The following is a 17,915-nucleotide window of genomic DNA, read 5'->3' as shown; positions in this document are numbered from 1 at the left end:
TCTACGGTCTGTCCAATATAGAGATATCTGTGCAGAACTCGCTAGGTGGGACACCGTGACCGCCGAGGGCGGAGGGAGGAGCCGGGGACTGGCTCAACCCCACAGCTCTCTCTTCAAGAGGTCTCTGATTGCGATTCTGATTGCTTCAGACCTGTTCGGATACAGGTTGTTCTCTACGAGCTTCTCTAGGCCTTCAATGTAGGTGTTAGGAACATGTAATGTGACAAGCTTCATTCCCGGTATTCACCCGATTGTGTCCTCATCATACACCAATATGGGTGCTGGTATTACTGGTCCAATACGATGGGAGTGATGAATTCCGAGTCCAGTACAGGTTCGACAATAGGGCAACTCAGCAGGGCCAATACGCAGAAGTTATATCACCATCTCCTTCCGACCGCCAGTGACGCCTGAGTGAAGGTCGTGTGAGAAGTGGACAGGCAGAAAGGCATCAGAGCGCTCTTCAATCCCCGCTCCATCGCGGTTGTTGGCGCATCCTCAACAAAGGGCAAGCTTGGCAACGATGTGATGCGCAATCTTGTAGACAGTGGGTTTGATGGCAGGATATATCCCATAAACCCCAGTGGCGGCGAGATGTTTGGTCACAAGGTCTACAGGAGGCTGAGTGACATCTCTGGGGACGTTGATGTGGCCGTGATAGTCGTGCCGGCCAAGGCAGTCCTGGAGGTGGCGGAAGAGTGTGGTAAGAAGGGTGTGAAAGCTCTGGTTGTAATAACTGCGGGGTTCAAGGAGATTGGACATGATGGCCTAGAGGCTGAGCGGAAGCTGGTCCAGATTGCTGAGAAGTATGGCATGGTTGTCCAGGGTCCCAACTGTCTTGGCATAGTCAACACAAACCGTCCGTACAATGCAACTTTCGCAGCTGGTACTCCTGCGAAGGGAACAATCGCATTTGCTTCGCAGTCAGGTGCACTCATGACTGGTATTCTCGACTGGAGTCTCATGGAGAGCATTGGCTTCTCCAAGTTTGTCAGCCTGGGCAACAAGGCTCACCTTGACGAGTCTGACTTCATCGAGGCGTTTGGAGATGATCCTGACTCCACCTTCATACTGCTCTACATCGAGTCTGTCGTCGATGGACGGAAGTTTGTAGAAGCCTGCCGGAAAGTGGTGCCACAGAAGCCAATCTTCGTCATCAAGTCCGGAGTCAGTGCTGCTGGTGCCAGAGCTGCGTCTTCTCACACCGGCTCTCTGGCGGGGAGCGATACGGCATACGATGTTGCGTTCAAGCAGTGCGGTGTCATTCGGGCGACGAGCATGGCGAGCCTGTTCGATGTCGCAAATGTGTTCGATGACATGCATCTCCCTGCAGGTAACCGCGTCGCAATAGTCACAAATGCGGGAGGGCCCGGCATTCTCACCACTGACGCATGCGAAGCGAATGGACTGGTAGTGACCCAGCTCTCCCCGGCGACCGTAGACCTGCTCAAGAAGAGTCTGCCACCAGCTGCGGCAGTGTACAATCCTGTCGATGCACTTGGAACGGCCCTTGCAGAAGACTACAGACTATGCACTGAGGCTGTACTGAGAGATGAGAATGTAGATGCCGTCATAGTCCTCCTCACCCCTCAGGCAATGACGGAGGTGACCGAGACCGCTCGCGTGCTGGTCGAGACCCATCAGAAGTATCCCGAGAAGCCCATCGTGACTGTATTCATGGGTGGCAACTCGATGGTGTACCCGAGAATAGTCCTGAACGAGGGAAGGGTGCCTGTCTTTGACTTCCCTGAACGGGCAGTAAAGGCACTGGCTGAGCTATACAAGTACGTTGAGCGCCGAAACTCACTGCGAGATGAGAGCATTCCTCGCTTCAATGTGGACAAGAAGAGAGTGCAGCAGGTCATTGAGAGCGTCAGGGCTGACGGCCGCAGAGTCCTTTTGGGAAGCGAAGCTCATGCGATTGCGGAGGCCTACTCCATTCCAACTGCGAAGATTCGACTGGCCACCAGTTCGGAAGAGGCAAAGCAGATTGCCTCAGAGATAGGCTATCCTGTTGTGATGAAGATTGCGAGCCCTGACATCATCCACAAGAGCGATGTTGGTGGCATACGCGTTGGACTTGCCACGCCTGAGGATGTTGAGGTTGCGTTTCAACAGATACTGGCGAGCTGCAAGGCGAACATGCCAAAGGCAATCATATACGGCGTTGAGGTTCAGCAGATGGCTGACAAGGGTCGAGAACTGATCGTCGGTTGCTCTCGTGACGTTCAGTTTGGTCCTCTGGTAATGTTCGGAGCCGGAGGCATCTTCGTCAACTACCTGAAGGACGTCGCCTTCAGACTTGCACCCATGACGAGAAGCGACGTGTCCGAGATGATTGCGGAGACCAAGATGGGGACCCTGTTAAGAGGCGTGCGTGGCGAGCCCCCCAGTGACATCAAGGCCCTTGAGGACACCATCTTGAAGATCAGCCAACTGGTGACGGACTTTCCTGAGATTGTGGAACTTGACATCAACCCATTGTTTGGCTACGAGGTGTCGAAGGGAGTGGTTGCGGTGGACGTGAAGATCACTATTGGAGGTTAGGAACATGGCGAAGAGTCTGATGGTTAGCGGAGCTACACTGACTGGGAAGACCATGGTGGCACTCGGTCTTGCCTCACGCCTCCGAGCCAAGGGCTATGATGTTTCGTACTTCAAGCCCGTGGGTGAGAGGACGTATGGTATGGGAGGCGAGTCCCCTGACTATGACAGAGATGCGGAGCTTATGAAACAGGTGTTGAAGATGGGCGCGAAGGAGGAATGCATCTCTCCCATTCTCAGAACGATGTCGAGCTTCGATGAGATGATTAAGAAGGGCCGGGTCGCGCTGCTCAAGACGATTCATGACTGCTACAGCGTCGTGTCCGAGGATGTCGATTTCGTGCTGATTGAAGGGACGGAGGCCCCATGGCATCTGCTTCATATCGATCTCTCATCTCCTCAGATTGCCAAGGAACTGGGCGCATCGGTCGTCTGCGTTGTGCGCTTTCCCGAGGTCGAGGCGATTGACGAGGTGCTCATGCACAGAGACTTCTTCCGTCACTTCGGAGTGGAGTCCATTGGGGTCATCCTCATGATGGTCCCGCCCATGCTTCGTTCGACTATCAGTGAGAGCATCGCGCCACTATTGGAGAGACATGGTGTACGTTTCTGTGGGGCGATATATCAGAACCGGGAGCTGTTCAATCCAACAGTGCGGGACATAATGAAAGCTCTGGACGGACAGATGGTCATAGGTGAGGACAAGCTGAACACCATCGTCGATGAGTTTGTCGTAGGTAGCATGGCACCCGAGAACGCATTGAGATGGTTCCGCCAAAAGAAGGGCAAGGCTGTCATAACCAGTGGCGACCGTTCGGATCTCTGTCTTGCCGCAATGGAGACTGACACAAGACTGCTCATCCTTGTCGGCAGTCTTGGACCCGATATGATGATCCTTACCAGAGCCAAGGAGCTTGGGATTCCCATAATGGTTACAGCCAAGGACACTTACAGCACCAGTCAGATAGTCGATCACCTCGTCGGTTCTGTCAGCCCTGAGAACATTGAGAAGGCTGCTGTGGTGGAGCGAATAGTGGGCGAGTCAATCGACTTGGATGCTATCGTCTCTCTGATGCAATGATGAGAGCGGAGAGGGCAGTCGTTCTCCTCTCCGCAGAGACGTGCGTCGAGAATACCGGGAGTCTGAGAGCACGTCTGCGTGAGTTCCGCTGTATGCACCTTATGGCATCTTGTGTACCGTGACTGTTATGCCACCAATACTCACGTCATACACACCTGCCATTGACTGACCTGAACTTGTCATCCCGTGAATAGTCTGGTGTCCTCTCGTGTGCAGTGAAACATGACAACCACGGGCTGAATGGTCTGATTCAGTCGGGATACTCTGCACTAAAGGCAATACGGTAGTGCCCTGAGGTCAAGGAGAATTGGCCGAAGGTCGAGAGGTGCTCCTGAAGATGCTGGCTCGTAATGGTCTGCGACTTGTATAGCTCATCTGGGAGAGCAGATGGATCATGCAACAGAGTTGATGATGAGATGATAAGGCTCATTAGTGGCTAGCCAGACTCGGTTTCTCTGATTGCAATGGAGCGGCGTCTTGCAGTATCTGCCGTTACGATGACGGTGGCCACGCTTCTGTGTCCGTTGTCTGTGATACCTCTGTACTATGGGGGATATGAGATGGTCTACTACGGGGGATATCAAATAGTCGCTCTTCTATGGAGCTATGTTTCTACTTCGTACAGTGAATTCATGCTTAGCCAGGGTTTCGCGCTGAACCCCCCGTACGTGTTGTTTACGTTTCTGTTCCTCTTTCCGTTCAATCTAGTATTCCCGGTATCGGTTGTCAGGTACGTGGGCGGCAAGACAAGCGGTCATAGACTTGGTCTGGTTGCTTTCCTAAGTCTCTTCTTCGCGGACATTTTCACATTGATGACGTACCTCCCCTTTTTCATGTACTATCCTTCGCCCTATCTCGCACTACGCCTTCCCATCCCCATGCCAATGCAGCAGGCAATGGGCATCTTCTTGGCGCTGCACTATCGTATGAGAGAGCCCACTACCATCTGGGCCGACGCACCACTTCACATGCAGACACACACTTCAGTACAGGGCTGGTGTCAGATAGGCCTGCGAGGCTGAACTTGCTAGCGACAGGCGTTCGATACAGATTTATGCCAGCAAGTGTGCGTCAGCCTACTATTGACCTAAGGGATGAAACAATGGTTACTGCTTCAAGACCTGACTCTGCCAGCGAGGCGAGCAATGAGACGAAGGTCTCCCCCGAACTTGCCTCTCTGCGGATGATTCGAGAGAGACGCTCTATCCGCGAATTCACTGGCGAGCGCATCCCCGACGAGCACATTGAGATGATACTTGATGCGGCTCGGCACGCTCCCAGTCCAGAGAATATGCTTATGGTCCGCTTCATAGTCATCCGTGACGACCAGGACACGAAGGTGTTCCTTGCGGACATAGCACAGGAGATGGCGCAGACTGCCTTTGGTGGAGCGCCCTTTGAACTCACCAGCGGAAGAAACTGGTTCATCGGAGACCCCTATCGCGCAGCTGTGTATGCCAGACTCCGAGATGGCGAGCTCTTCCGATACCCCGAGAAGTCGGACACTGTGATTATAGTCTGTGCGAGTGACTCATGGCACGATGCAGGCTACTTGTATCCGAACGAGCTGTTCGGCTCGGTAGTAGCAGGTATGGCCATCATGAACATGTGGCTTGTGGCCTCTGAGCTAGGATATGGCTGCGGATACGAGGCTCTGGTCTGTTCGGACCCCCGACACGCAGAACTGATCCGCGATCGACTTGGAATCCCGCCCATATGGTTGCCGCTGACCGCCTTCTGTATAGGCAAGCGGGTTCGCGCACGCGACCTAGGTCCCAGCCGACCTCCACTTGAAGGTCTGATGTATCAGGAGCGATGGGGCTACCCATACAAGCGGCTTGCTTTCAGGAGGAAGAAGTGAAATGGAAGTCAATTTCGAAGGAGAAGTCCTCAAGCACCTGAAGGAAATTGCTGAAGAAGCTGGTCTGAAACCGGAAGGCCTGATAGAAGTCGTGATGCACGAGTTCTGTATGGGCAAAGGTGGACGCGTCTATACCGGACGTTGGTCTAAGGGAGAGGTTGACGGAGTCAAGGGAATGCGCTATGCAGTCCAGTGGCCGTTTCGACCTGGTTTCCTTGAAGCTGACGGCAGGCTAGTAAAGAGATGGAGTGAGAAGTGAGATGGCGAAGTTCAGAAAGCATCCAAGAGGAGACTGGCCCTTCTATCCTCGACTGAAGGAGGGTGACATAACCCATGAGTACTGGACCTCCAAGAAGATGATTCATCAGTCCTTCCTGAATGACAGGAAGGGACGAATCGTCGTCCTGATGGATGGACCAGACTATGATGAGTTCCTTGAGACCGTCAAGAGAAGAAAAGGCAACATGTGGGCAGTTTCAGTAGATGCTGCCATGAAGGAGGCCATTGCTGACTGGATCATGAAGGAGGACGAGAAGAAATGACTCAACTACAGGAGTTCTTCCAGTTCCTGATGGCGAAGGTAAAGGAAAAGGCTGACCTGAAAAAGAACCTCGCAGAGTGGATTGGTCCGTACGATGGCAAGGTCCTTCAAGTTCATACCGAAGAGGGTGATCAGTATATCGTGGTCACCCGTGAGGATATGACGCTCCACGAAGGTATCTATCCGAGTCCTGATGTGATCTACAAAGCCAATTCGGCCACGCTGTTGGCAATCTTCACAGGTGAAACCCCATTCAAGGATACCATGGCCGATGGAAGACTGACAGTCATTGGAAATGCGAATGAGAGTGACCCACTTGCGAATCTGATTCTCGCAGCGATGATGTCCATGTAGGAGGCGGACGTTGTGGACATCAAGCGGATAACAGTGGTGGGTTCAGGTCTGATGGGCTCAGGCATCGCCTATGTTTCGGCATGGCGCGGCTTCGATGTCACGATGGTTGATGTGAACCAGCAGGCGGTCGACGCAGGAATGGACAGGATTCGCTCCGATGTCATGAGTGGCATCGACAAGGGAAAGATGTCCATGAGCGAGGCCGAAGGTCTCATGAGCCGCCTGAAGGGGACTGTCAACCTCGCCGAGGCCGTGCGGGATGCAGACCTTGTCATCGAGGCAATCTTTGAGAACATGGATGCGAAGAAGAAGCTCTTCTCTGAAGTTGACAAGAGCGCACCCGCTCATGCCATCCTTGCGACCAACACCTCATCTCTGAGCATTGATGAGCTTGCCAAGTCCACAGGCCGACCAGACAAGTTCGTCGGTATGCACTACTTCTCACCAGTAGCAGCCATGAAGCTGATTGAGATTGTGATAGGTTCCAAGACGAGCCAGGAGACAATCGACGCGGTGATCAAGGTCGGTGAGAAGCAGGGCAAGACGGCTGTCAAGGCGAAGAACAGTCCCGGGTTCATTGTGAATCGGATTCTGATGCCCGTACTACGCGAGGCGATTGTCCTCTATGAGAACGGCGTTGCCACAAAGGAGGAGATAGACCGCGCAATGACGACCATTGCAAAGTTCCCCGCGGGTCCATTCACGCTCGGTGACTTTGTGGGCCTAGACATTGCATTCAATGCCATGAGTACTCTCTACCGCGAGCTGGGTGACTGCTTCCGACCTCCCAAGACTCTCGAAGACCTGGTGAAGAGTGGCGCCATTGGTGCGAAGGCAAAGAAGGGCTTCTATCACTATGGTGGCACGGCTGAGCCAGCACCTCCACCGAAGGGCGTAGATGCTCAGTGGTTGGTGGACCGCATCTCTTTGCCCGTCATTCGTGAGGCAATGATTCTGGTCGATCAAGGCATCGCCACGAAGGAGGACATAGACTTGGCCATGAAACTCGGAGCCAGTTTTCCACTAGGCCCATTCGAGATGGCTGCCAAGTACGGCTTCGACAGAATCAAAGCGGAGCTTGGCAAACTGGAGAAGGAGCATGGGCCCTGCTATAGTGTCCCCAAGATGCTCGGATAGCAGAGAATGTGATACGATGAGGGAGGTCATCGGCCTCCCTCGTGCTGTTTTTGCACTCCCGGCAAGGACCATACTGACAGTGCATCCCACAGATGCCAAGGTAGGAGGTTTATAAGTTGGGTCTTACAAACGAAACCCACTGTCTCGAAAAAGGTGAAAACAATGCCTGAGTTCAAGACTATGCTATACGAAAAGGCAGGGTCCTTTCTGAGCCCTGTCAAGAACACGGCTCTGATAAAGTTCAACCGTGTTGATGCTCTCAACGCAATCAACGACGAGTTCATCGCTGATCTCATCGCAGCCCTCCAGACTGCAGAGAAAGACCCCGACATCAGGTCTGTTGTCCTTGCGAGCGCGCATGAGAAGGTATACTGCACGGGCGCGGACCTGAAGATGGCACAGGGCCTGTTGGGCAGCCCAGGCAAGGTGGCGGAACTGGTCTCACAGGGTCAGAAGGCAATCGACACGATTGCGACCCTTAGCAAGCCTGTGATTGCAGCCATTAATGGGCTCTGTCTGGGTGGTGGTACCGAGATTGCCCTCGCCTGTGACATCAGGATCTGTGAGGAAGAAGCAAAGATTGGTACCCCGGAGGTTAGTCTGGGCCTTCTCCCCGCTTGGGGTGGGTGTGTCCGACTACCAAGGATTGTGGGTCTCGGTCGAGCCCTTGAGATGGTGCTGACAGGTGGTCAGGTGACGGCTTCTGAAGCACTCCAGATGGGTCTGGTGAGCAAAGTCACGAAGAAAGAGGAGCTCATCAGCCAAGCAATGTGGTACGGAGCCAAGCTTGGTGGCAACGCACCAGTCGCGGTCAGGCTCGCAAAGAAGGCCACACATATGGCGTTCGAAGCCAGCTACGTCGACAACCTCCGCTACGAGGTGGATGCTGCTGTCGAGTGCTTCAAGACAAAGGACCTGGCTGAAGGCATCAGCGCAATCTTCGAGAAACGTCGCGGCAAGTTCACTGGACAATAGTATCTGGAGCCTACCTCCACGGCGAGGTGGGCTTCTTGCCTTTTTCTGTTCTTCATTGTCCATCCGGTATGCTTAAGACCTCGCACTCAGAGTGGGCACATCTTTGTCGGGAACGACTACAATCGGAGAATTACAAACATTGGCAAGAAGAGTTGCTGTTGTTGCTGCTGGTCACAGCAAGTTCGGCAAACGACCCGACGCGACCATGAGAGAGCTGACATGGGAGGCCTACAAGCCTATCTATGACGCGGGAATCACTCAGGACCGGATTGATGCCTCGGTGCTCTCTTATGCTGCATCGCAGTTTACGGGTCAGGGAGCTGGTTCGGCCTTGATGGCTGACTACATAGGGCTTCAGAATCGGCCTCACCTCAGATGCGAGTCCGCTTGCGCCACTGGAACCGCATCGCTGAGGGCCGCATGGGGCATGGTGGCCTCGGGCCTCTATGACGTCATGCTTGTACTTGGTGTGGAGCAGATGAACCGTGTGTCCTCTGCCACTGCCACCGAGTACATGTCCCGAGCTGGTGACATGAGGTGGGAATACCCCTACGGGATATCCTTTCCCGCTTTCTATGCGCTAATGGCCACCCAGTACATGGCGAAGTACAACATGCCACATGACGTGCTGGCACAGATTGCAGTGAAGTCCCATCACTATGGCTCTCAGAATCCAAAGGCACACCTGCCAAAGGCGGTGTCTTTCGAGGAGGCAAACAACGCCATACCAATCTGCCGGCCTTTGAACCTCTATGACTGCAGTCTCATTACTGATGGTGCTGCAGCCGTGGTGATTGCGGCTGAGGAGAGAGTGAAGGAGTTCACGGACTACCCCATGTGGATTGCGGGCATTGGAGCTGGCGCATCGGAGATGATGATCCAGAGCCGTCCAAGCCTCACCTCCATCCCCGGTGCGAGGCAGGCTGCCGCGGCTGCCTACAAGATGGCCGGTATTGGACCGGACAAGATTGACATGGCCGAAGTCCACGACTGCTTCACAATAGCAGAGTTGATTGCCTATGAGGACTTGGGCTTTGCACCACCAGGAAAGGGACGGGAAATAGTCGAGAACAAGGAGAACTACCATGACGGTCGGATTCCCGTCAACTGTGATGGTGGTCTCAAGAGCAAGGGACATCCGCTGGGTGCCACGGGCATCTCGATGACCTATGAGGTCTACAAACAGATGCAGGGCAAGGCCGAGAAAAGTTCGCGTCAGATAAAGGACGTGAAGTACGGTCTTGTACACAATGTGGGTCAGTCTGGGCAATTCGTCAATGTGTTCATCTACGAGCGAGGTTGGTAGCAATGAGCGAGAAGGAAGTCTATCTTGGATATACGACTGACAAGGCTTTGACACCTTTCTTCCGTCAGTTTCTGACTGAGCTTGATTCAGGCACGCTCAACAAGAGCAAGTGCACCAAGTGTGGAGCTGAGTATCTCCCACCGAGGGAGCACTGTCAGAAGTGCTTGAGCGTGTGTGAGCTCACCCCTCACAAGGAGACCGAAGCCAAGCTCCTCTCGTACGTAATCGTCGACTTTGCCCCTGAGACTATGTCCTCACGCGCCCCGTACGTGGTGGCCATAGGCGAGTTTCCGTCTGGGCTCAGGTTGACTGCGCACATCACAAATCTGATGGACATGCCAACTGTCGGTATGCCTCTGAAGCTCGGCATAGAGAAGGTAGACGATAAGAAAGTCACCTACAAGTGGCAGGTCTAGTCCAAGAGGGCCTCTGTGCCCTCTCTATTTCTCTCTCGTATATGTAGTCTTCACCGAGTCCTCAAGTACCCTCGCCAAGTTTGACAGGAGCACGACTCTCTTGAGGGTTTCCAAGTACACCCGAGAGGCCTCGGCACTATCGCACTTGTCCAGCGCTTGGACTGCGTCGTCAATCAGATCTGCCGCATCAGTGATCCTCTTGCGCCCCTCGTTGCGCTTGTACCCTGAGAACTCGACGTATTCCGGGCCATCGCTAAGCCATGACTGAACAAAGAGTTCTTCTTCCGCTGCTGATGTGCTGAGGTCGTACGTGCTCAGAAGAGAGTTCTTCATCGCAAGAAGTGAGTCACGCCAGACCTGTTTTCTGAATGTCGCATACAACGTTCTCACCTTCTATCGACCCAGTACGAGAACTGTGTACACACGACCTGATAAACTTACGTCCACAGGCGTGCACACTGGTCCATCAGAACACGTGTTCGAACTCTCCCGTATTCGCATGAGTGGTTGCCGAAGCCTTATTATCGTGATGAGTCAGGTGGTGTGCGAAAGGAGAGGTCCAGAAATGTCGAACGATGTCCTCTACGAGGTTGCCGAGGGCGTGGCCACCATCACAATAAACCGTCCTGACAAGTACAATGCTCTTAACATAGAGGTCGTGAAGACCCTGAAGGAGTTCATGAAGAAGGCTGAGGCCGACTCGACTGTAAGAGCGGTTGTACTTACAGGCGCTGGTGAGAAGGCCTTTGCAGCAGGTGCTGACATCAGTGAGTTCAAGGGCCGTGACTCCAAGACCGTACGTCCTCTGGCTGAGAACGGCCAGCAGTTATGCACGTACATCGAGGGTATGAGCAAACCCGTGATAGCATCAATCAACGGTTTCGCTCTTGGCGGTGGGTGCGAGATTGCAATGGCGTGCGACATTCGCTACGCATCGTCAAATGCCAGACTGGGTCAACCGGAGATCAACTTGGGCATCATACCTGGATTCGGTGGTACCGTACGCCTTCCACGGCTTGTGGGTCTTGGCACGGCAAAGGAACTAGTCTTCACGGGGAAGCAGATATCCGCTGAAGAAGCACTGCGCATCGGACTGGTTGACAGGGTGTTTGAGTCCGTAGCTGCACTCAAGGCCGGCACTCTGGAGCTGGCGAAGCTCCTTGTAACGAAGCCCGGCGTCGCAGTAAGACTCGCAAAGCAGTCAGTGAACAACGCATGGGTGATGCCACTCGACCGGAGTCTAAAGTTCGAGGTGGATGTCTTCTGCAAGACTTTTGACACCAAGGACAAGGACGAGGGAGTTGACGCCTTTCTGAGCAAGCGTACTCCCACCTTCAGACATGAGTGAGCCTTGACGAAGACGGGGCTCTGGCTCCGTCTCCTATCCTCTCTCTACAAGACGTATCCGATTGCCGTCGAGGTATGCAACACCTCTACGGACAAGTTCCTCCACATGCTTTCGTAACATGAATTCCTCGAAGACTATGTAGAGGCCTTGCGGAAGGCGCGGATAGATGGTGGGCAGAGCTGCTAAGGCGTCTATTGTGTCATAGCCTGCAGACAATCGCTCGACAATCCTCTTCTCTCTCTGGTCGAAGACTGCCATGTACCTCTTCAGTTCGAGTTCCAGTCCATCTCTCACAGGATCCACCAGATGGCTGCTTATTCCGACTCTTGGACGCAGACTGATGATGTTCTTGATTGACTCTCGAAACTGGGGGATATCGCTGACCACATTGCCATACCACGGCCCGAACCTAGTAAGGTCAATGTCCGTAAGAAAGATGGTCTCATAGCCGTTGATTCCGATACAGATGTGGTCTGGTGTGTGTCCTGGTGCGCATATCGGATGGAGGACACACTCCCCGAGGTCTATGGTCCTATTCATGTCTATGAGGCCCGTCACGGTGTAGTCAGACATGACGTGTGGCAGTCGTTCGTGGAGCAGCCCCATCCAGTCTTGGTAACATCTGTGCCCTTCAATACCATAGCAGTCTACAAGCCCTGAGAATGTCTTGACCCCTCTCTCTGCAAGAGGATGACATATGACCTCGCATTCCGAGACTTGCTGCAGCTGCGTGGCATGTCCTTTGTGGTCCACATGGAAGTGGGTCAGGACTATCAGGTCGATGTCTTTCAGACTGTGACCGAAGTCCCTAAGCGTTGCCTCGATGTGTCTGATGTCGGCACCAGCGTCCACTAGTGTAAGAGTGTCATCGTCTATGAGGAGACAATTGGCTTGGGGAAACCTCGCGTTATTCCCTCCCCGTATGAGATGGACATGCTGCTCCACCTCAGAGTGGATTGGGTATGGAGCATGGTCTACCATTACAACATGCATGCACCATTCCCTCTGATAACTCTGGCTGAACATCAGTCGAGAACATTCTTAAGTCCCGCATGCCTTTGTCGTCAGTTCGGAGAACGAGATGAGTCAGAGAGTATTCGCGGTATTTGACATTGGCACAACTGGTGCGAGGTCCTCACTAGTGGACGAGGAGGGCCGGGAACTATCCAGAGCATATGAAGAGTATCCGCCAACGCCTCGCGAGCTGAAGACCCACGAGCAGCTAGCGGACACATACTGGCGGACCGCCTGCAACACGATGCAGAGAGCGGTCTCCGACTACAAGGGTGGGCGTGACGCTGTCGTGGCCTGTGTTGTTGCTACGACGAGAGACTGCATAACTCCCGTGGACAGTTCCGGCTCACCTCTGGCTCCAACCGTCACATGGGTCGACAATCGCTCTACCAAGAAGAGCAAAGAGCTGGCTGCACAGATAGGGCCGCGGAAGAGCGTCAACAAGATCATGTGGTTCGCAGAGAACCGTCCGACCCTGTTCGAGAAGACGTGCAAGTTCGTCACACTGGATGCTCTGATCAACTTCAGGTTGTGTGGGGAGATGGTCACGGAGCCTGCCAACGCGCGCTATGGTCCAATCGACCATGCGACTCTGGAGTGGTCTGAGGAGCTATGTGAGCTGACCGGCATTCCAGTAGACAAACTTGCGACAATCAAGCAGCCCGGCAGCACAGTAGGAGAGGTCTCATCCACGGCCTCCAAGAGCTGTGGTCTTCGTCCTGGTACTCTGGTGATAATGGGTAGTGGTGACCAACAGTGTTCCGCACTTGGGACCGGAACCATACGTACTGGCGTTGTTAAGGCTACAACCGGCACCGGGACGTTTGTCATCACTCATACCGAACAACACATCGAGGAACCCTATGTCATGTTCAGCAACCCCTCTGCAATCCCGGGAAAGTGGATTCTTGAGGGTGTCATACCCGGCACGGGTCTCGCCTACAAGTGGTATCGAGACCAGTACTGTCAGGTCGAGATGGCACTGGCTGCCCAAGCCGGGAGGGATGTGTGGGGATTGATTGAGCAGTCCGCACATGCAGTGCCACCTGGCAGTGATGGACTTGTCGTCTTCCCCTTCATGGCCTATAACAAGGGAATCTTCTACAATCTCGGCTTTGGTCACACACGAGCTCACATCGCGAGGGCCATCATGGAGGCTAATGGATACGGTATCCAGCTCTATCTGCAAATGATGGAGGGCATGCTGGACCTCGTATTCACTGAACTCAGGGTCGACGGCGGAGGTGCGAACTCCCCCTTGTGGAGGCAGATAATGGCTGACTGCACGAACAAGACGGTGGTGTTGCCACGGTCGCGTGACTCGACGGTGATTGGTGCTGCAATCCTTGCAGCAGTAGGTACAGGTGTGTACGGGTCATATCCTGAGGCTGTTGATAACATGTACCGGGTGGAGGAGAGACGACAGCCGATTCCTGAGAATGTTGCCATCTATGAGCAGCAGTACAGCGTGTTCAACAAACTGATGATAGCCGAGATGCCATCACTTCTGGAGTTGACATCCTAGGCTCACAAGAAGCCTGTGCGCAGTCGTCACAGTGACCATGTTGTTGGCGCATTGAACCTGAGTAGGGATGGCTCTATGCTCCCTTCTGAGCAGGTCTGATTCGTGCTGGCACTAGTAACGGTGCAGCACGCAGCCTGTCAATGTCCAGTGCTGGCCTTTGACAATCACAGCTGCCACTGCTTGCGTTCTTCTCCAGCTGACCATGGATGGAGTTTCAGCACTCCTAGTTTCGAATGCGACGAAGTCCCGAAGAATCTATTGTCCTGAAGAGGAGGTACATCAGGCCAAGTCCGGCAGCGAAGCCAAGGACTGTCGTGACGCCCCACTCTATCTGAAATATGATTGGAGCTGCTACCGGGGTCGTGGGGTACACGGGAAACATCACATAGGCAACAATGTTCCACATGTAGTGAAAGCCAATGGACGCCCAGATGGCACTTCCCGAGAGATAATAGGCCGCCCCAAGTACACAGCCACCCAAGAAGAGGTTGATGGAGAACATGAGTACGAGTTCAGCTGACACTGTACCCCATGGCAGCCACCAGCTGAAGTGAACCAATGAGAAGACTGCAGAGCTGAGCAGGATTGCTCTACCTTTGCCCCAGAGCTCGGCCATTCTTGTCATCATGTAACCTCGGTAAGAGAGCTCCTCAAGACCTGCCACCAATGCTGTAATCACAATCTCCGAGATGATGAGGTCGGCGGTGATCTCTGAGACAGGTCGTGTCTGCCCGCCGAAGGTGAGTGCCAGCAGGAATACCACACTGGATGCGACTAGTCCTGACAGGGCGCCGATAATCAGACTATGAACGGTATTGGGCGTGAGAGTGAGCCCGAGGCTGGAGAATCCCTTTCTTCGCTCTTGGCCCAAGAAGTACACGAGTGCGAGATACATCAATGGAAAGGTGCAGAGCGCGAGAATGCTCCCGACAACTTCTGCATCCTCTCCTGCAAAGAGTGCGGAACCGAAGACTGGCAGCGCAACAATTGCAACCATCAGTAGTGCGAAGAGAGTCACTCTTGTGACTCTTGCACGGCGATCGTCAGACATCTGCGCATCGAGTCTTCCTCCTCATTCTTGCCTAAATCTAATCCGGTCTCACTATGCAGTGATGTCATGTCCATGGATGTGCAATGGTTTGTCGTGTCACCCCGGGTCTGCGAACGAGGCTACAAGAGGTCGGAACATGTACTGGTCCCAGTCGTACGATGAGTGGTGTCAACAAGCTAGTGCAGTGGTGTCTATCCCCACTAAAGCCATATCTAGGGCCAAGTGATTTAAGTACGGGACATATATCGGTAAAACCGACCATAGAAGTCATGTCTAAGGAGACCCCTAGGGATTGGCTGATACTAGGCAGATGTTGCTTGAGTATGAAACCGAGGAAGTCGGAAAGCTAGCACGGAAGGACCCCAAGGTCAGAGCGGAACTGATCAGTGCTTTCTCGGATGCCTCTGAGACAGTTCGGGAGAGAGCTCTATTGGCTGCAGTCGAAGTCGGGGACCCATCAATGGTCCTTGATGCGGTACGAGCACTGGATGATGATGAGGCCAATGTGAGGATAGCTGCTGCTCAGCTGATTGCGTGGTACCGACAACCCCGGAACATACCCCATCTATTGAGGGGTCTCAAGGACACAAACACATGGGTGCGGTCCCACTGTGCTGCAGGGCTGTCGAAACTGGTCAACGGTCCAATCTGGGCGAGACTGCCCTCTGAGACCATCGACAAGTTCATTGATGGCTTTCCGGGCATGACCGAGGAACAGGTCCGAGAATACCTCCGAGGTCTTCGCGTGAACTCGAATGCAATCGACAGCTACGTCAGATGGAGCCGCCAGAAGTTCGACGTACCCATTGACTCAACCGCTCTGGAGGCGGAGCTTGAGAGCGAGCCCATAATCCTCAGAAGCACAGAGACACCCGCCGCGACAGCCGAAGCTGAAGTCACCACTCCGAAGACAACAGGAATGTCGGCAGAAGTGGAGGCAATTCTGAGCGAACTACCGGAGGACCTGCGTGCAACCCTACCCGTAGAAGACCTCAGACGACTGACTCCAACCACTGCAAGAGAACTCGTCGACTCACTGATGGCTTCCTTCCCTGAAGCTGCAGGCAGGGAGAAGAAGAAGACAGTACGTGTTCGGAAGGTGAAGAAGGTCAGGGTAGTGAAGAAGGGACCGAGCCGTGAGGAGCTCATTGCCAAGATACCGAAGGAAGTCCGAGACTCACTGCCACCGGGCGCCATTGACAGCCTAAGTGAAGATGAGCTTGAGGCCCTGATTGCTACGCCTGACAGGGAGTCCTCAGGCGAATCGTCTGCCACGTCTTCCGAAGAGTCTACGAGTTCAGAACTAATCACCAAGTATGGCGAAGTCAAGGGGAAGCTCTTGATGAAGGTGCCCCCAGAGGCGCTGAAGGGGCTGACCGAAGAGCAAATCCGCGACATGGATCTAGACACTCTGAGAGGGCTGGTTGACGCCTTCTCCTAGGCATTTCCCTTTATGACAATGGCGAACTCGCTTGCAAGTCTGCCGTACCATTCGAGCAGGTCCCTCATGTTATCGACATGACGATAGGTCCCGTTACCGAACTGAGCTATGGCCAGCATGAGCTCTTCGTCAATCTCACTTCGCTCGCCCAGGCCTATCGTGTAGATTACGAGTCGGTTCTTCTCCGTGAAGCGCTCTTTCAGTACCTTCAGTGGAGGCGGGCCTGCTGTTGTCATACCATCAGTGAGCACGATTATCATTGCGGGTTTGTTTGGGTCTTTGAACGCAAGCAGAATCTCATGGGCCTTGATGAGGGCGGTACCGATATCAGTGAGCGTCCCGCCTTCCTCTACCTTGTCTATGACATAAGTGCTGATCACCTGTTGGCCGAGAGCCTTGTCTTTCCCAGTACACTCCACAAACGGTTGCACTTCTCCCGTTTCAGAGTTCAGAAAGGTCATCTCACTGACATCCTTCTCAAAGGTGACTAGTGCGACCTTCTCGCCATACCCTCGACCCACCTTCTCGGCCAGATAGAGCAGGACCGCCATCGCGGCGGCCTCGGCTCTGCTCACATTCTTGCCCTCTTCAAAACGATCCAAGAAGCTCTGCACCTCTGGATTGTCACCTGCCAGGTCCTTCAGCCCCTCCCTCGCATGTGCAATGTCCTGAACAGGAACGTCGGTAGTCTTCATGGACCCGCTTGTGTCAATGCAGAGTATGGCATTGAATGGTGTAGCAATACCAATTGTCTTGAACTGGTACCCGGTCTTCTCTCGTAACGCCTCAAAGGCGAGCTTCGCGAAGCTCTTGCCGCTCAGTGGAGGTCGGGTCAGGGTAATCTCAACTTTGACAGCCATCTCCGGCCAGTTGAAGGACATCCCGGGGTAGACCAGACGACCACCTATCACTTTCTCAAGTGAGTCGATCTTTTCTGCAGCTCTGGTTATCAGGTCCTCTGAGTTTGCCTTGTCTGTCAGCGGCTTCAGTCCAAACTCCACGTACTCGAGAGCGACCATATCTTTCTCATACAGCTCCACCTCAACCGTGTCACCATCCATTAGGAGGGAAGCCTCCAGTATGAGTGTGTCGACTACTATTCGGTCCCGTCCCACAGAGGAGCTCTTCCGTATCTCGGCTGCGCCCCAGAAGCCGCTGCTTGTGTCTTCGAACGTGACTATCGAGCCAATCTCAGCGTCGAGCGCCTTTGCGGTGTCCGGATGAAGATTCGCATATCCTCTGAGATCGCCACCATCAACAATCTTCAAAGTCATGCGTTTGGGGATCTCTGTCGCCTCCACAATTCCTTGTAATCTGCGTG

The 17,915-nt window shown here is 53.8% G+C and carries 19 protein-coding genes; 14 read left to right on the top strand and 5 right to left on the bottom strand.

The window, feature by feature from the left end:
• Positions 1-93: 93 nt before the first annotated feature.
• Positions 94-234, bottom strand: a complete 141-nt coding sequence (locus HXY34_11430; GenBank protein NWF96742.1) for a type II toxin-antitoxin system ParD family antitoxin — start codon at positions 232-234, stop codon at positions 94-96.
• A gap of 216 nt (positions 235-450) precedes the next feature.
• Here HXY34_11430 and HXY34_11425 point away from each other — a divergent pair, with 216 nt between their 5' ends.
• From HXY34_11425 to HXY34_11375, 11 genes are all read left to right on the top strand, one after another.
• On the top strand, positions 451-2,547 hold the full coding sequence (locus tag HXY34_11425; GenBank protein ID NWF96741.1) for an acetate--CoA ligase family protein: 2,097 nt from the start codon (positions 451-453) through the stop codon (positions 2,545-2,547).
• Positions 2,548-2,551: 4 nt separating this feature from the next.
• Complete coding sequence (locus HXY34_11420) at positions 2,552-3,625, top strand: phosphotransacetylase family protein (GenBank protein NWF96740.1); 1,074 nt, start codon at positions 2,552-2,554, stop codon at positions 3,623-3,625.
• Positions 3,626-4,089: 464 nt separating this feature from the next.
• A complete protein-coding gene (locus HXY34_11415; GenBank protein ID NWF96739.1) occupies positions 4,090-4,647 on the top strand; it encodes a hypothetical protein in 558 nt (185 codons plus the stop codon).
• 80 nt (positions 4,648-4,727) lie between these two features.
• The gene (locus HXY34_11410; GenBank protein ID NWF96738.1) at positions 4,728-5,486 is read left to right on the top strand and encodes a nitroreductase family protein; all 759 of its coding nucleotides are present in this window, start codon (positions 4,728-4,730) and stop codon (positions 5,484-5,486) included.
• A 1-nt stretch (position 5,487) separates the two neighbouring features.
• The gene (locus HXY34_11405) at positions 5,488-5,745 is read left to right on the top strand and encodes a hypothetical protein (protein ID NWF96737.1); all 258 of its coding nucleotides are present in this window, start codon (positions 5,488-5,490) and stop codon (positions 5,743-5,745) included.
• A gap of 1 nt (position 5,746) precedes the next feature.
• Entirely contained in the window at positions 5,747-6,028 is a 282-nt protein-coding gene (locus tag HXY34_11400) for a hypothetical protein (protein ID NWF96736.1), read from the top strand.
• Complete coding sequence (locus tag HXY34_11395) at positions 6,025-6,381, top strand: SCP2 sterol-binding domain-containing protein (GenBank protein NWF96735.1); 357 nt, start codon at positions 6,025-6,027, stop codon at positions 6,379-6,381. The genes HXY34_11400 and HXY34_11395 overlap by 4 nt, the downstream gene beginning before the upstream one ends.
• A 12-nt stretch (positions 6,382-6,393) precedes the next feature.
• Entirely contained in the window at positions 6,394-7,518 is a 1,125-nt protein-coding gene (locus tag HXY34_11390) for a 3-hydroxybutyryl-CoA dehydrogenase (GenBank protein ID NWF96734.1), read from the top strand.
• A 162-nt stretch (positions 7,519-7,680) separates the two neighbouring features.
• Positions 7,681-8,493 carry an enoyl-CoA hydratase/isomerase family protein gene (locus tag HXY34_11385; protein ID NWF96733.1) on the top strand — a complete coding sequence of 271 codons (813 nt, stop codon included), beginning with the start codon at positions 7,681-7,683 and terminating at the stop codon, positions 8,491-8,493.
• 139 nt (positions 8,494-8,632) lie between these two features.
• Positions 8,633-9,799 carry a thiolase domain-containing protein gene (locus HXY34_11380; protein ID NWF96732.1) on the top strand — a complete coding sequence of 389 codons (1,167 nt, stop codon included), beginning with the start codon at positions 8,633-8,635 and terminating at the stop codon, positions 9,797-9,799.
• Between the two features lie 2 nt (positions 9,800-9,801).
• Entirely contained in the window at positions 9,802-10,215 is a 414-nt protein-coding gene (locus HXY34_11375; protein NWF96731.1) for an OB-fold domain-containing protein, read from the top strand.
• Positions 10,216-10,239: 24 nt separating this feature from the next.
• On the opposite strand, the gene HXY34_11370 is transcribed toward HXY34_11375, so the two are convergent.
• Positions 10,240-10,596, bottom strand: a complete 357-nt coding sequence (locus tag HXY34_11370; GenBank protein NWF96730.1) for a hypothetical protein — start codon at positions 10,594-10,596, stop codon at positions 10,240-10,242.
• 184 nt (positions 10,597-10,780) lie between these two features.
• On the opposite strand from HXY34_11370, the gene HXY34_11365 reads away from it, so the two are divergent.
• The gene (locus HXY34_11365) at positions 10,781-11,563 is read left to right on the top strand and encodes an enoyl-CoA hydratase/isomerase family protein (protein ID NWF96729.1); all 783 of its coding nucleotides are present in this window, start codon (positions 10,781-10,783) and stop codon (positions 11,561-11,563) included.
• Positions 11,564-11,596: 33 nt separating this feature from the next.
• Here HXY34_11365 and HXY34_11360 read toward each other — a convergent pair whose 3' ends face one another.
• Entirely contained in the window at positions 11,597-12,544 is a 948-nt protein-coding gene (locus tag HXY34_11360; GenBank protein ID NWF96728.1) for an MBL fold metallo-hydrolase, read from the bottom strand.
• A gap of 100 nt (positions 12,545-12,644) precedes the next feature.
• Here HXY34_11360 and HXY34_11355 point away from each other — a divergent pair, with 100 nt between their 5' ends.
• Positions 12,645-14,102 carry a hypothetical protein gene (locus tag HXY34_11355; protein ID NWF96727.1) on the top strand — a complete coding sequence of 486 codons (1,458 nt, stop codon included), beginning with the start codon at positions 12,645-12,647 and terminating at the stop codon, positions 14,100-14,102.
• Between the two features lie 223 nt (positions 14,103-14,325).
• Here HXY34_11355 and HXY34_11350 read toward each other — a convergent pair whose 3' ends face one another.
• Positions 14,326-15,153 carry a CPBP family intramembrane metalloprotease gene (locus HXY34_11350; GenBank protein NWF96726.1) on the bottom strand — a complete coding sequence of 276 codons (828 nt, stop codon included), beginning with the start codon at positions 15,151-15,153 and terminating at the stop codon, positions 14,326-14,328.
• Positions 15,154-15,445: 292 nt separating this feature from the next.
• On the opposite strand from HXY34_11350, the gene HXY34_11345 reads away from it, so the two are divergent.
• Positions 15,446-16,594 (top strand): HEAT repeat domain-containing protein, encoded by a 1,149-nt coding sequence (locus tag HXY34_11345; GenBank protein ID NWF96725.1) that lies wholly within the window; start codon positions 15,446-15,448, stop codon positions 16,592-16,594.
• On the opposite strand, the gene HXY34_11340 is transcribed toward HXY34_11345, so the two are convergent.
• On the bottom strand, positions 16,591-17,868 hold the full coding sequence (locus HXY34_11340; GenBank protein ID NWF96724.1) for a VWA domain-containing protein: 1,278 nt from the start codon (positions 17,866-17,868) through the stop codon (positions 16,591-16,593). The two genes, HXY34_11345 and HXY34_11340, sit on opposite strands and share 4 nt — an antisense overlap.
• Between the last annotated feature and the right edge of the window lie 47 nt (positions 17,869-17,915).

It is taken from the genome of Candidatus Thorarchaeota archaeon (assembly GCA_013388835.1).
GTDB lineage: Archaea > Asgardarchaeota > Thorarchaeia > Thorarchaeales > Thorarchaeaceae > JACAEL01.
The sequence above is the reverse complement of the archived record's forward strand: the minus strand, read 5'-3'. Positions and strand labels throughout refer to the sequence as shown.

Coding starts and splice junctions, on each gene's coding strand:
- HXY34_11365 (NWF96729.1), top strand. CDS start 10,781: ATGTCGAACGATGTCCTCTACGAGGTTGCCGAGGGCGTGGCCACCATC.
- HXY34_11430 (NWF96742.1), bottom strand. CDS start 234: ATGAAGCTTGTCACATTACATGTTCCTAACACCTACATTGAAGGCCTA.
- HXY34_11350 (NWF96726.1), bottom strand. CDS start 15,153: ATGTCTGACGATCGCCGTGCAAGAGTCACAAGAGTGACTCTCTTCGCA.
- HXY34_11355 (NWF96727.1), top strand. CDS start 12,645: ATGAGTCAGAGAGTATTCGCGGTATTTGACATTGGCACAACTGGTGCG.
- HXY34_11410 (NWF96738.1), top strand. CDS start 4,728: ATGGTTACTGCTTCAAGACCTGACTCTGCCAGCGAGGCGAGCAATGAG.
- HXY34_11375 (NWF96731.1), top strand. CDS start 9,802: ATGAGCGAGAAGGAAGTCTATCTTGGATATACGACTGACAAGGCTTTG.
- HXY34_11400 (NWF96736.1), top strand. CDS start 5,747: ATGGCGAAGTTCAGAAAGCATCCAAGAGGAGACTGGCCCTTCTATCCT.
- HXY34_11385 (NWF96733.1), top strand. CDS start 7,681: ATGCCTGAGTTCAAGACTATGCTATACGAAAAGGCAGGGTCCTTTCTG.
- HXY34_11420 (NWF96740.1), top strand. CDS start 2,552: ATGGCGAAGAGTCTGATGGTTAGCGGAGCTACACTGACTGGGAAGACC.
- HXY34_11395 (NWF96735.1), top strand. CDS start 6,025: ATGACTCAACTACAGGAGTTCTTCCAGTTCCTGATGGCGAAGGTAAAG.
- HXY34_11360 (NWF96728.1), bottom strand. CDS start 12,544: ATGGTAGACCATGCTCCATACCCAATCCACTCTGAGGTGGAGCAGCAT.
- HXY34_11415 (NWF96739.1), top strand. CDS start 4,090: ATGGAGCGGCGTCTTGCAGTATCTGCCGTTACGATGACGGTGGCCACG.
- HXY34_11405 (NWF96737.1), top strand. CDS start 5,488: ATGGAAGTCAATTTCGAAGGAGAAGTCCTCAAGCACCTGAAGGAAATT.
- HXY34_11340 (NWF96724.1), bottom strand. CDS start 17,868: ATGACTTTGAAGATTGTTGATGGTGGCGATCTCAGAGGATATGCGAAT.